13 protein-coding genes are annotated in these 13596 nt (G+C 65.5%); 4 read left to right on the top strand and 9 right to left on the bottom strand.

Annotated features, from left to right (window positions below; all coding sequences use genetic code 11):
• Positions 1-210: 210 nt before the first annotated feature.
• Positions 211-1737, top strand: coding sequence for a lactonase family protein (locus ACTJK6_RS08495; RefSeq protein WP_440838712.1), 1527 nt, complete (start codon positions 211-213; stop codon positions 1735-1737).
• Between the two features lie 106 nt (positions 1738-1843).
• On the opposite strand, the gene ACTJK6_RS08500 is transcribed toward ACTJK6_RS08495, so the two are convergent.
• Complete coding sequence (locus ACTJK6_RS08500) at positions 1844-3478, bottom strand: acyl-CoA synthetase (RefSeq protein ID WP_440838714.1); 1635 nt, start codon at positions 3476-3478, stop codon at positions 1844-1846.
• 193 nt (positions 3479-3671) lie between these two features.
• Here ACTJK6_RS08500 and ACTJK6_RS08505 point away from each other — a divergent pair, with 193 nt between their 5' ends.
• Positions 3672-4370: a Crp/Fnr family transcriptional regulator gene (locus tag ACTJK6_RS08505; RefSeq protein WP_137910952.1), complete on the top strand. Its 699-nt coding sequence runs from the start codon at positions 3672-3674 to the stop codon at positions 4368-4370.
• 102 nt (positions 4371-4472) lie between these two features.
• Positions 4473-5144, top strand: a complete 672-nt coding sequence (locus ACTJK6_RS08510) for an AraC family transcriptional regulator (protein WP_440838716.1) — start codon at positions 4473-4475, stop codon at positions 5142-5144.
• A gap of 22 nt (positions 5145-5166) precedes the next feature.
• Here the strand turns inward: ACTJK6_RS08510 and ACTJK6_RS08515 are convergent, their stop codons facing one another.
• From ACTJK6_RS08515 to ACTJK6_RS08525, 3 genes are all read right to left on the bottom strand, one after another.
• Entirely contained in the window at positions 5167-6123 is a 957-nt protein-coding gene (locus ACTJK6_RS08515; RefSeq protein ID WP_440838717.1) for a bestrophin family protein, read from the bottom strand.
• Positions 6124-6392: 269 nt separating this feature from the next.
• Positions 6393-6668, bottom strand: a complete 276-nt coding sequence (locus ACTJK6_RS08520; protein ID WP_232041639.1) for a fucose-binding lectin protein — start codon at positions 6666-6668, stop codon at positions 6393-6395.
• A gap of 366 nt (positions 6669-7034) precedes the next feature.
• Positions 7035-8147, bottom strand: a complete 1113-nt coding sequence (locus ACTJK6_RS08525) for a hypothetical protein (protein ID WP_322017117.1) — start codon at positions 8145-8147, stop codon at positions 7035-7037.
• A 197-nt stretch (positions 8148-8344) separates the two neighbouring features.
• On the opposite strand from ACTJK6_RS08525, the gene ACTJK6_RS08530 reads away from it, so the two are divergent.
• Positions 8345-9568, top strand: coding sequence for an alginate lyase family protein (locus tag ACTJK6_RS08530; RefSeq protein WP_440838719.1), 1224 nt, complete (start codon positions 8345-8347; stop codon positions 9566-9568).
• A gap of 66 nt (positions 9569-9634) precedes the next feature.
• Here ACTJK6_RS08530 and ACTJK6_RS08535 read toward each other — a convergent pair whose 3' ends face one another.
• From ACTJK6_RS08535 to ACTJK6_RS08555, 5 genes are all read right to left on the bottom strand, one after another.
• Entirely contained in the window at positions 9635-10372 is a 738-nt protein-coding gene (locus tag ACTJK6_RS08535) for an amino acid ABC transporter ATP-binding protein (RefSeq protein ID WP_322017115.1), read from the bottom strand.
• Entirely contained in the window at positions 10359-11012 is a 654-nt protein-coding gene (locus ACTJK6_RS08540; RefSeq protein WP_024973815.1) for an amino acid ABC transporter permease, read from the bottom strand. The genes ACTJK6_RS08535 and ACTJK6_RS08540 overlap by 14 nt, the downstream gene beginning before the upstream one ends.
• Positions 11009-11743: an amino acid ABC transporter permease gene (locus ACTJK6_RS08545; RefSeq protein ID WP_260803774.1), complete on the bottom strand. Its 735-nt coding sequence runs from the start codon at positions 11741-11743 to the stop codon at positions 11009-11011. The genes ACTJK6_RS08540 and ACTJK6_RS08545 overlap by 4 nt, the downstream gene beginning before the upstream one ends.
• Positions 11744-11811: 68 nt before the next feature.
• Positions 11812-12639 (bottom strand): transporter substrate-binding domain-containing protein, encoded by an 828-nt coding sequence (locus ACTJK6_RS08550; RefSeq protein WP_440838720.1) that lies wholly within the window; start codon positions 12637-12639, stop codon positions 11812-11814.
• A 21-nt stretch (positions 12640-12660) separates the two neighbouring features.
• On the bottom strand, positions 12661-13425 hold the full coding sequence (locus ACTJK6_RS08555; RefSeq protein ID WP_440838721.1) for a FadR/GntR family transcriptional regulator: 765 nt from the start codon (positions 13423-13425) through the stop codon (positions 12661-12663).
• Between the last annotated feature and the right edge of the window lie 171 nt (positions 13426-13596).

Consider the following 13596-nt stretch of genomic DNA (forward strand, 5'->3'; position numbering starts at 1 on the left):
TGCGTGTGGGCAAGTAGCGGGCAAGAAGCAGAGCAGACGAGAGCCGCCAGTATCGCGCCAATCACATGCACGAGACCTACAGCGGCGCCTCCGTCCATGAAGCCGAGGGCTTTGTCGGTCAATTGGCCTATGTCGGCGTTTGGGTAGGGGTTTCTATCCTTCGGGGAAACGCGCGTCAACAGACCGCGACAACGAGAACCGGGGGAAGCCATGGCCGAGCTTTTGATCGCCCAAGCGCAACGCAGATGCCGCGCAAACGCAAACGCACAACCGACGCCTGCGCCCGCCCCGCCCGAAGCCCCACGGCACGCACGCGGCATGCACGGTGCCGCACTGGTGATGGCCGCCGCGCTTTCGTTGGGTCTCACCGCCTGCGGTGGCGGTGACGATGCAACGGCTACGACCCCACCGACGAGCAACAACACGCCAACGCCAACGCCAACGCCAACGCCAACGCCCGCACCGGCACCTGCACCCGCCCCGGCAACCTACTCCGTGGGCGGCACCGTCACCGGCCTGGCCTCGGGCAAATCCGTCACGCTGTTGAACAACGGCGGCGACGCGGTCACGGTCAGCGCAGACGGCAGCTTCCAGTTCGCCACGGCGCTGGCACAGGGCGCACCGTATGCCGCCACGGTCGGCACACGGCCCTCGGGCGAGAACTGCACCGTCACCAACGGCAGCGGTTTTGTCGGCACCAGCAACGTGAGCACCATTGCGGTGGCCTGCGCGCCGCGGCCGCTGTTCGGCTACGCAGTCAACTCGAACGACGGCACCATCTCCGCCTTCACGCTGGACCTGACCACCGGCATGCCCACAGCCATCGGCGCGTCGGTGCCCGTGGGACAAGGGCCGCTGTCGCTCACCATCGACCCGGCAGGCAAGTACGTCTACGTGGCCAACGCCAACGACAACACCGTCAGCACGCTCGCCATCGATGCAGAAACCGGCCTGCTCACGGTGGTTGGCTCGGCCACGCCCACAGGCATTCAGCCGTACAGCATTGCGCGCACGCCCAACGGCAAGTTCGCGTACACCGCCAACTTTGGGGACAACACGCTGTCGGCCTTCTCGGTGGATACCGGCACGGGCGCGCTCACGGCGCTGGCGCCCATCACGGCTGGCAACAACCCGTACACCGTCACCCTGAACAGCGCGGGCACCTTTGCCTACTTGGTGAACGCCGACAGCGGCAACGCCACCGGCACGGCCATGGCGTTCGGCATCAACGGCAGCACGGGCGCGCTCACGCAAGTGGGCAGCGTCGTGGCCACGGGCGGCACGCCGCAGTTCATTGCTGTGAACCCCGCAGGCACCTTTGCCTACGTGGCCAACTCGGCAGACAACACGTTGAGCGTGTACAGCATTGATGGCACCGGGGCACTCACCGCATCGGGCTCACCTGTGGCGACCGGCACCAACCCGTTCTACATCGCCATCGCACCGTCGGGCGGATTCCTGTACGTGGCCAACGTGCTGGACAACACCGTCAGCGTCTTCAGCATCAACCCCGCCAACGGCGCGCTCACGCTGGTCGACACCACGCCCACCGGCACCGCACCCGTGACCGTGCTCGTCAACCCCGCCGGCACCTTCGCCTACGTGGTCAGCGCAGTGGACAACAGCGTCAGCGCGTACGGCATCGACAGCACCACCGGCAAGTTGACCGCCGTGGCCAGCGGGTCGGCCGCCACCGGCAACATCCCGCGCGGGATGGCGATTGCGGCGGTGCCTTGAGGGGTGGCGGCAGATAGGCTGCCAGATACAAAAAGCCCCTCGCCATGGCGAGGGGCTTTTCTCTGCAGGCGGGCAGCGCAGGCAACGCCCACGCCGTCAGCGTGTGTCACACATCAATCGCCGAAGTCGACTTCACCTTGCGGCGCAGCTCGTATTTCTGGATCTTGCCGGTCGACGTCTTGGGCAGCGGCCCGAAGAACACCGCCTTGGGCACCTTGAAGCCTGCAAGCAGCGTCTTGCAGTGCGCGATCAGGTCTTCTGCGGTGGCGGTGGCGCCGTCCTTGAGTTCAACGAAGGCGCAGGGCGTTTCGCCCCACTTCGCATCCGGCTGGGCGACCACCGCAGCGGCCAGCACGGCGGGGTGCCGATACAGCGCGTCTTCCACCTCCACGCTGGAGATGTTCTCGCCGCCGGAGATGATGATGTCCTTGCTGCGGTCCTTGATCTTGATGTAGCCGTCGGGCATGCAGACGCCCAGGTCGCCGGTGTGGAACCACCCGCCGGCAAAGGCCTCGCGCGTGGCCTTCTCGTTCTTGAGGTAGCCCTTCATGCAGATGTTGCCGCGGAACATGATTTCGCCAATGGTCTCGCCGTCGGCCGGCACCAACTGCATGGTTTCCGGATCGAGCACCGCCACCTGCGATTGCAGGTGATACCGCACGCCCTGGCGCGCCTTCATCGTGGCGCGATCGTGTTCAGGCAGCGTGCGCCATTCGTCCTGCTCGGCACAGACGGCGGCGGGGCCGTACACCTCGGTCAGGCCGTAGACGTGCGTCAGCTCAAAGCCCATGGCTTCCATTTGCGCCAGCACGGCGGCGGGCGGCGGCGCACCGGCCACCATGCCGCGCACCGGCCCGCGCAGGCCCTCGCGCCACAACGGCGGCGCGTTCACCAGCGCGGTGTGGACGATGGGCGCGGCGCAGTAGTGCGTCACGCCCTCGTCGCGCATGAGGTCGAACACCAGCTTCGGCTCGAACTTGCGCAGGCAGACATTCACGCCCGCGCGTGCCGCGATCGTCCACGGGAAGCACCAGCCGTTGCAGTGGAACATCGGCAGCGTCCAGAGATAGACCGGGTGCTTGGGCAGATCCCACTCCAGGATGTTCGATACCGCATTGATGGTCGCGCCGCGATGGTGGTAGACCACGCCCTTCGGGTCACCCGTGGTGCCCGAGGTGTAGTTCAGCGCAATGGCATCCCACTCGTCAGCCGGCATCTGCCAGGCGTAGTGCGGGTCGCCCGAGGCGAGGAACGTTTCGTAATCGGTGTCGCCAAATGGCTCGGCCTGCGGGCCCAGGGCATCGTGCACGGCAATCACCTTGAGGCCGGGAATCTCCAGCGCCATCTGGCGGGCCACGTCGGCAAACTCGGTGTCGGCCAGCAGCACGCGCGCCTCGCCATGACGCAGCATGAAGACGAGGTTGGCGGCATCCAGGCGGATGTTCAGTGCGTTGAGCACGCCGCCCGCCATCGGCACTCCAAAATGCGCCTCCACCATGGCAGGCGTGTTGGGCAGGAGCGCCGCCACCGTGTCGCCACGGCCCACGCCCGCCAGCGACAACGCACTGGCCAGGCGCCGCGCACGCACGTAGGTGTCGCGCCAGTTCTGGCGCACCGGACCATGCACGATGGCCAGGCGATCGCCATACACATCGGCCGCGCGGGCAAGAAACTCGATGGGTGTGAGCGGGACGAAGTTGGCCGCGTTGCGGGCCAGACCGCTATCAAAATCCGTGGGCATTGCTGTGTCTCCGTGCGCCGGGCGCTGTTGCTTTTTGTTGGGCAACGCTATCATCGGCCGGCTCCCGCACTCTGTCACCCGGATGACAAACCGCCCGAAAACCCGCGCCACTTAAAGGCTGACGGGTTTCTTACAAAGCGAAGGCAGAGCCCCACGCGCCCCCGCCACCCTTGACCGTGTGCCCACGCCTGCCATGACGACACCCCGTGCTCCGACGCCCGCCACGCAACTGCAAGGCCACGCGTGGTTCACCGCGCTTGCGCCTGAACACCAGGCCCTGGCCGCGCGAGAAACCCTACTGCAGGCCTTCGAGCCCGGCGCCTTCATTGCCCGCCGCGGCGAGCCGTCCCGCTACTGGATCGGCGTCGACACCGGCCTCATCAAGCTGGCCGTGTACACCTCCGACGGGCGCGGCTGCACGTTCTCCGGCGTGCCCGCGGGCGGGTGGTGCGGCGAGGGCAGCGTCATCAAGCGCGAAGACCGCCGCTATGACGTGATCGCCATTCGCGCCTCGCACGTGCTGCTGGTGCCCGAACCCGTGTTCAATACGCTGCTCGCGCAGAGCCTGCCGTTTGCCAGCTTTGTGGTGCGCCAGCTCAACGAACGCATGGGCCAGTTCATCGCCACCGTGCAGAACGATCGCCTGCTGAGCGCCGATGCGCGCGTGGCGCAAGCGATTGCGCAGTTGTTCCACCCCGCCCTGTACCCGCGCACGAGCACCGTGCTGGAACTATCGCAGGAAGAGATCGGGCTGCTGACGGGGTTGTCGCGCCAGCGCGTGAACCGCGCGCTGCAACGGTTGGCCGAAGGCGGCATGATCGCGCTGTCGTACCAGACCATCCGTGTGACCGACCTTGAGCGGCTGCGGCTCTTCGGCCTGTCAGAGCTGTAAGCGCCGCGTCCGACTCTGTCACCCGGGCGACATTGCCCCTGTTGCGCGCAGACATAGAATCCTGCGACAGTCGCGCTTCATCCGCCGCCTTATCGGTCAGCCATGCCACTCATCAGCCGCGCCCACGTCCGACTCTCGCGCCTGCGCTTTCCGTTTGCGGTGCGCGTGCAGGCCGAGCTGGGCAGCGCGTGCCTGCGCGATGCCAACGGCCGGCGCGAAGTGCGCCCGGGCGACCCGTTTGTGGTGCCTGCCTTCGCGCATTTCGGTTGCGAGATTCCGGGCACCGTGTGGCAGCCGTGCGCCATCACGTTCCACGCCGTGCCCGACGCCCGCTGCCCGCGCATGGCCGCCATCCAGCATGACAAGCCGTGGGCCCGTGCGCTGGCCACAATGGTGTTCGAACACCCGGCACAGGCGTGGAACGCCGCCCTGCTCAGCCACTGCTGGCAGGCCTGCCCGCGCCAGGTGCGTGCGCGGCTGTTTGCGGAAGGGGAAGCCCTGCATGCGCTGGTGCGCGAGCAACGCGCCGCCTGGGCGCTGTACCGGTTGGCGCATACCTGCGGCAATGACGCGCCCGAAGCCGAAGCGCTGCACGCGCTGGCCCGGCGGGCTGGCCTGCGCAACGTACGCACGCTGAACGAAACGTGCGCGAGCCTGTTCGGGGTGGAGCTTGGCGCGCTGGTGACGAGCAACGCAGATGCGGTAAGCGGTGCGCTGCACGGCAATGCGCCTGTGCTGGCGCATTGGGCGCAGCCGCTGGCGATGGCCCTTTAAGCACTGCGCCGCAACAGCAGCATCAATCGAAGATCACCCCACGCCGCACACCCTCGCGCGGCGGCGGGCTCGGCTCGCCAAGGATGTCGAGCACGGCGTCTTCAATCGTGTGGGACAGCGCGTTGAGCGCGAGGTCGTTGTCTTCAGTGCCAAACGGATCTTCAAGCTGCGAGGCGATGGCCTCGTGCGCCATGAAGGTGTACGCCACAAACACCGCAAACACGGGTGTGAAGCTGCCGATGCTTTCCACCAGCCCGAACGGCAGCGCGGCGCAGAAGAAGTACACCGTGCGGTGGATCATGACCGAGTACGCAAACGGCAGCGGCGTGCCGGCAATGCGCTCGCACCCGCCAATGCTGTTCGACAGCTCGTTGAGGTTGCGGTCGAACGCCAGCACGGCAACCCCATCGAGCGCACCGGCTTGCGTGCGACGTTGCACCCATTCACCCAACCACTGCACGAGGACGATGGGCCGGTAGCGCGCGACCATCACGCGTTCGAGCAACGGTGCGGGCAGGCGGGCGGCGAGGTCTTCGCGTGCATCGGTGTGGCGCAACTGGTGACGCAGTGCGTGCGGCAGCGCACCCAGCACCTGCGCGAACTCGCGCACGTCGGCATCTGCCACGCCGCCGTTCGGACCGTTCGCGCCCTCCGGGCCATCACCGCGCGGCAGCGTCAGTGCCTGACGCGTGAGCGAACGTGCCGTGTTGAGCAACTGGCCCCAGAGCTTGCGGGCCTCCCAGTAGCGGTCGTAGCTGGCGTTGTTACGAAAACCCAGGAACACCGCCAGCGCAATGCCGACGAGCGAGAACGGCGTCGTGCTCAGGTTGACCGAGATGGGCAGCAGGTGCGCATGCACCGCAATGGCCACCAATGACACGAAGAAGATCAGGAACAGGCGCGGAAGAAGCTGCGGAAGCACCGACCCGCGCCATGCCAGAAGCATGCGGAACCAGTGCAGATGGGGGCGGACAACCATGGGGCGGGTGAGGCGGAAGCTTGGAGTGCCGCGATTATCGCAGAGCACCCCGGGTGTCTGACACCCGTTTTTTTGCTGCTTCGGGCACGTTTGGCCCGTGGACCATACCCCCGCCGCGTCGACCCATATTTTATGAGTTGATTATCTTTAAATACTGGCCCTGGCGCATTAAAAATGCAAAACACAAATCGGCGCAAAGCGAACGCACTCGCTTTACGCCGATGCATGCAGAACCGCACCGCATTCTGCATGTTCAGGTCTGCAGTAAATCAGTTGGTCTGGGTATAGCCGCCCTTGGTCCAGCTGTTGCCGTCCCAGCACCACTCCGTGGTATTGCTGCCGCTGGTGGCATATACGCGGATATGGATAGCGCTGCCGACCAGCCAGCTCGTGACGGAGACGTTATCGCCGGGCTCGCTGAAGGCGCCCGTGTACCACCCCTTGCCGTCATAGCAACGCTCGGTGATCTTGCCACCATTGGCCGTGTACACACGGATCGACGGCACTGTCCCCCACGACGTGGCAGCGGTCTGAACGTTCGACATGTTTTATCTCCAGAATGTGATTTCAATATCCATCAAGCAAATGCATCGAGATTTTCTCGGCATTTACTACGGCCCGGCTTCAGGGCTTCGCTAGCATAAGCAAAGAAAATTCCAGTTGCTGCTGAGAGATAAGAAGCACAGATGGAGAGAAAACTTACTGAACAAATGACCGATTTTTTGCGCCTAACCATTATGTTGAGCGCACCACCAAAATAAACAAAAGGCACCAGATGAGGTGCCTTGAAAATGTCTAATCCAAAATGGCTGCACGCGATGGCATATGCGCCCCGGTAACAAGGCGGACGCAGCCCCCCGGCATGAACGCGCCCTGGAAGGGCGGCGCCTGGCGGAGGAGGGAGCCGCGTCTTATCGCGCCGGTTCCTGCCGACGCGCCGGCAGGATGGACGGATCGCGCTGCAGCATCGCCACGAGGTTGCGTACCAGCAGCTGCGCGTTGTCGCCAGCGGACTGCGCTGCTTGACGCACGGCCGGGTGCAACACGCCGGCTGGGCGAGCAGCAATGTCTTGCAGGTGGTCGATAACGTCCTGCCGGTGTAGGCCGGCTTCTGCCGTCATGTCTTCGTGCTCGCCAGCAAAACCGGTGAGCATGTCGACGGCGCGCCGCAGCGTCTGGACGTTGACGCCCAGCGTTGCCGGCACAAGCCCCGCCTGCGCTGGCGCACGCGGGCCCCCAGGTGGCGGCCGGCGCCGTGAATACACCGGTGGATTGCCCGTCAGCACCCCCACCAGATTGCGGATCAATTGCTGTGGGTTGCCGCCCGCCTGTTCGGCTGCAGCCCGCACGGCCGGGTGCAGACGGTTGCCGGGCACGGCCGCAATGTCCTGCAGATGATCGATCACGTACAGCGCGTGATGTCCGGCTTCTGCAGTCATGTCCACATCGTCCAGACCGTTGAGCATGTTCACGGCGTCAGACAGCATGTCAGCGCTCACACGCAACGGCGCCGGATTGCCGAGCAGCAGGTCGGCAACGACGTAGCCTGCATGGAGTGCCAGCAACGCCGTACTGAACATCGTCACGGATACCCCGCCAGCGTAGGCATGAGGGTCATTGCGCCGCTCGGCACGTTGCATGCTGTAGTTGCCCATCGCAACGCCGCCCACGCCAGCAGTGAAGAGCGGATGATTCAACGCATATTGCGCGGCTGCAGCCCCTGCGCGAACGCCCACATGCGCGGCTTGCGCACCGGCATTCGCCAAGACCTGCCTCGCGCCACGCAGGCGATCCAGCGTGGCAGCAATGCGGCCGCGCGGCAGTTCTTCCACGGCGGTATCCGCAGCCGGCACGCGGGCCGCATTCGCAGGCGCGGGCGGCAGTGCGGCCAGGGCACCCTCACGGGCACGCGCAGGGCGCTGGCGCAGATCGGACTGAGGATGCGGGCGAGCCTGGCTGGTCGACGCCTCGCCCGTAGACGGCGGCGGCACGGCCGAAGAACTGGAACCATCAACACGCGGCATGGCAACTCCTGAACAACGGGCAATGGGGGAGCGTGCAATGTTGTGGCAACACGCAACCGGCAAGGCCACCCGGCACGAAACCATGGCCGGCCAAACGAACCCACGCCCACCATCCACACCCTCAAAAACCGTTGAGCGTTGACGCCGCCGCCCCGCACTTGGAACATCACAGGCGAATTGCTAACCCTTGGATGCCCATGCAGAACACCCATCGCCCCCGACTGTTCCGACGCTGGCTTTGTGCCGTATTGCTGACCTGCGCCGCCGGCGTCACAGCCGCCGCCGCGCCAGAGGCGAAACCGTTCGTCCACCCCGGCCTGCTGCATACCGAACAGGATTTCTTGCGCATGCGCCATGCCGTGGCGCGGGGCACGCAGCCATGGCAAGACGGCTGGCAACGGCTCACCGCCAATCCGCATGCCTCGCTCAAATGGAATGCGCGCCCGCAGGCCGTCGTCTATCGGGGGCGCAACCCCGAGCACGCCGAGAACTACGCCGCGCTGTTCAACGACGCGGCCGCCGCGTATGCACTGGCACTGCGCTGGAAGGTCTCGGGGGACGACGCCTATGCACAGAAGGCCATCGACATCCTGAACGTGTGGTCAGCCACGCTGACGCGCATTGACGGCAGCTCGGACAAGTTCCTCGCGTCGGGCATCTACGGTTATGAGCTGGCGAATGCCGCCGAAATTCTGCGGGCCGCGCCGCAGTGGCGGCCGGAAGATTTCCGGCGCTTCCAGGCCATGATGCTCAATGTGTTCTATCCGATGAACCACGACTTCCTGACCCGGCACAACGGCGCCAAGATCGACCACTATTGGGCGAACTGGGACTTGGCCAACATGAGCGCAATGCTGGCAATCGGCGTGCTGACCGACCGCCGCGACATCTATGCCGAAGCCGTGGACTACTTCAAGCACGGGCAAGGCAATGGCGCCATCGACCACGTGGTCTGGCAGCTCTATCCCGATGGGCTCGGGCAGGTGCAGGAGAGCGGGCGCGACCAGGGGCACACCATGCTCGACATCGCGCTGCTGGGTGTGTTTTGCCAGATGGCGTGGAACCAGGGCGACGACCTCTTCGGCTACGACGACAACCGCGTGCTCAAGGGCGCCGAATATGCCGCCCGCTACAACCTCGGACAGGACGTGCCGTACACGCCGTACCGCAACAGCGACGTGACGCAGGCCGAGATTTCCACCGGCGGGCGCGGCGACGTGCGCCCCGTCTGGGCACTGCTCTACAACCACTACGTGGTGCTGAAGAAGAAGCACGCCCCTGGGGTGACTGCGTTTGCCCAGCAGGTGCAGCCCGAAGGCGGGGGCGGAGACTACGGCCCGAACAGCGGCGGCTTTGACCAGCTCGGCTACGGCACGCTGGCGTATACGCTCAAGCCACTCGCAGCATCGGCCCAACACTGACACTGACACTGACGCTGACACAGGCGGCACCCGGCGCGCAGCGGGTGCGCCGTGCCGTCGCAACGCTCACTGCACCGCGCCAATGAACGCCGCCAGCTCCGCCGTCTTGGGGCTGGCAAACACGTCCTTGGCCGGCCCGCTTTCATGGATCAACCCCTGGTGCATGAAGACGAGTTGATCACCAACGTCACGGGCGAAGCGCATCTCGTGCGTGACCATGATCAGCGTCATGCCTTCGGCGGCGAGCTGCTTCACCACGGCCAGCACTTCGTTCACCAGTTCCGGGTCCAGCGCGGAGGTGATCTCGTCGCACAGCAGCACCTTCGGCTGCATGGCCAGCGCCCGTGCAATGGCTACGCGCTGCTGCTGGCCGCCGCTGAGCTGGTCGGGGTAGGCATCGAACTTATCGGCCAGGCCCACCTTGACGAGCATCTGCCGGGCGAGGTCGTTGGCATCGGCCTTCTTCATGCCCTTGACCACCACGGGCGACAGCGCGACGTTTTCGCCCGCCGTGAGGTGCGGAAACAGGTTGAACTGCTGGAACACCATGCCGACGTTCAGGCGCAGCGCGCGCAGTTGCGCGGGCGTGGCCTGCGAGCCCTTGAGCACCGCGTTGTCGACCACGATCTGCCCGTCGTCGATGGCTTCCAGCCCATTGATGGACCGCAGCAGCGTGCTCTTGCCCGAGCCGCTGCGCCCGATGATGGCGACCACCTGGCCGCTTTCCACGCGCAGGTCCACACCCTTGAGCACATGGTTGTTGCCGTAATGCTTGTGTACGGCGCAGAGATCAACGAGCGGCATAGAGCTTCTTTTCCAGATGAGAGGCGTAAAGAGACAGCGGCCAGCACAGCGCAAAGTACGCAACGGCCACCAGCCCGTAGATGAGGAATGGCTGGAAGGTGGCATTGGCCAGCACCGAACCCAGCTTGGACAGGTCTTCAAACCCGATGATGGACGCCACCGCCGTGCCCTTGACGATCTGCACCGAGAACCCGACCGTGGGCGCAATCGACAGGCGCACCGCCTGCGGCAGCACCACGTGCCGCATCTGCTGGAAGTAGCCCATCGCCAGGCTGGAAGACGCCTCCCACTGCCCGCGCGGAATCGCCTCGACACAGCCGCGCCACACCTCGGCCAGATAGGCGCTGGTGTACAGCGTCAGGCCGATGGCGGCAGCCGTCCACGGCGACATCTCGAACCCCGCCATGGATGCACCAAAGAACACGATGAACATCTGCATGAGCAGCGGCGTGTTCTGGAAGAGCTGGATATAGGCCTTGCTCACGCGCTGCAGCGTAGCGTTGCGCCCCACGCGGGCAAACAGCACGACCAGGCCGGCCGTGCCGCCCAGCGCAAAGGCCATGAGCGACAGCATGAGCGTGGCAAGCAGCCCTTCCCCCAGCTTGAGGAGAATGGGCAACAGAGGGATGTCGGCGATCATGCTGCGTCTCCAACGGAGGCTGCTGCGGTGGTGGTGGCAGCGAGCGGTGCAGCAGACGCCGCAGGCGCGCGGCGCCCCACGACAAATCGCTGCCCGATCCAGGCCAGCAGCTGACGCAGCAACAGCGCCAGCGCAAAGTACAGCGCCGTCACCACCAGGTAGGTTTCAAACGCGCGGAAGTTGCGCGACTGGATGAAGTTGGCCGCAAAGGTCAGGTCCTGCGCGGCAATCTGCGAGACGACCGACGTGCCCAGCATCACGATCACGATCTGGCTGCTCAGCGCCGGCCACACCTTCTGCAGCGCGGGCCGCAGCACCACATGCCGGAAGATGGCCCAGCGGCTCATCGCCAGCGCGTTGGCGGCTTCCAGCTGGCCGCGCGGCGTTTCTTGAATGCCCGCACGCACGATCTCGGTAATGTACGCACCCAGGTTGACCACCGCCGTGAGCAACGCCGCCTGCCATTCGTTGATCTGCACACCCAGCGAGGGCAAGCCGAAGAACACGAACATCAACTGCACGAGGAACGGCGTGTTGCGGATGCCCTCCACATACACCTTGAACAGCGCATTGAACGGGGCGATGCGCCAGGCGCGGCACACACCCCCGGCAATGCCGATGGCGCCACCCGCCACCGCGCCCGCCGCCGTGAGCGCGAGCGTAAATGCCGCACCCTGCGCGAGCTGGCCGCTGTAACTGAAGACAGCGCCAAAGTCGAATTGATAAGCCATGGAGGTCATCCGTGGCCCGACACACCAACGTGGACGCCGGGCCTGTGTTGCGAAGGCGTGCAGGGTGCTTACATTTTTGCGGGCAGCGGCATCTTGATCCAGCGCTGCGAAAGATCGTTCAGACGGCCATCCGTCTTCAGCTTGGTGATGATGACGTTCACCTTGTCCAGCAACGCTGGCTCGCCCTTGGCCACACCCACATAGCAAGGCGTGTCTTCCACGGGGAACTTCACATCGAGCTGGCGCAGCTTCGTGCGCTCGTTCACCGCATTGGCGACGATGTTGCCGAGCGTGACGAGTTGCACCTGACCGATCAGGTAGCTCTGTGCGGTGGCGTTGTTGTCTTCATAGCGCTTGATGGTGGCCGAGGCCGGGGCCAGTGCCGACAGCGCCAGATCTTCAGTCGAGCCGCGCGTGACGCCAATCGTCTTGCCGGCCAGATCTGCCGGCGCCTTGATCGACACATCCTTCGGGCCGTACACGCTCTTGGGGAACGGCGCATACGCCTGCGAGAAGTCGATCACCTTGGCGCGCTCGGCGTTCTTACCCAGGCTGGAGATGACGACATCCACCTTGCCCGTGGTGAGGAACGGAATGCGGTTGGTGCTGGTGACGGGCACCAGCTCTGCCTTCACACCGAGTTCCTTGGCGATGAGGCCGGCCATGTCGATGTCATAGCCCTGCAGCTTCAGGTCCGGGCCCAGCGAGCCGAACGGCGGGAAGTCATTTGGGATCGCCACGCGGATCACGCCGGCTTTGTGGATGTTGGTCAGCGCATCGGCATGGGCCGGACGGCCCGGCAGCAACGCGACAAGCGCGCTGACCGCCATGACGGCGTGGAAGAACGTGCGGCGCGAAACACGGTGCGACGAGTGCAGAGCAAGGGTGCGGATCATTCAAAAACTCCTTCAGGAAATTCAGGAAACCGAGACGAGGCGAAAGGAAACCGGTTCGTACTGCATGGGTTCGGACGTGGCGGGCGCGGCGCTCAAATCGATGCCGCTGCGGCGCGCGGCCGACAACAGATGCGCGCGCATGGCCTCTGCACTGGCGGCGGCATCGCCCGCAGCAACGGCCTGCACGATGGCGTCGTGCTCGTGCGCGGGGTGGTCGTCTGCGCCGTTGCGGGCAAAGGGCAGGCGCAGGCTGTGGCCGATGGCGTGCTCCAACTGGCCGGCCATCGCCATCAAACCCGGGTTGCCCGACAACTGCGCGAGCAACAGGTGGAAGTGCAGGTCCGCCTCTGCCGCGCTCAGCAAATCATTGCGCTCCAGCGCATGGGCCAACTGCTGCTGCAGCCATTGCAGGTGGCGCAGGCCGGCGGCATGCATGCGCGCGGCGGCCAGCGCCGTCCAGCCGGGCTCCAGGACGAGGCGCAGCTCAATCAACTGACGCGGCGACAGCGTGCCCAGCGCCGGCGTGGCAAACGGGCGATGCAGGCGTTCTGCGCTCGCCCGCTCTGCGCCAAACTTCTGGCCACGTACCACCACGCCACGGCTGGGGAGGATGTCCACGAGGCCCAGCGTCTCGAGCACCGTCAGCGCCTCGCGCAACGACGCGCGGCTCACGCCCAGCGTTTCCGCCAGCTCACGCTGCGGCGGCAGGCGGCTGCCACTCGGGTAATCGCCGCTCAGGATGCGTTGCTGGAGTGCTTGCGCGACGGAGGATGGAATGCTGTGCATGGGCCGACGATGGAGAAAGACTCGGTCGTGGTCTGACCGGTCGCCCACTGCTTATGCGAGTTTTGTGCCATGCAGCATCCAGTGGCTTGCTGGGCTGCACCGCGGGTGATTGATTGCCTGGGCGCTGCCCGTGTGCGAGGCCTGCGCCGCCGGATGCGGGCATCTGCCGCT

The organism is Ralstonia sp. 22086 (genome assembly GCF_052045975.1).
Lineage (GTDB): Bacteria > Pseudomonadota > Gammaproteobacteria > Burkholderiales > Burkholderiaceae > Ralstonia > Ralstonia wenshanensis.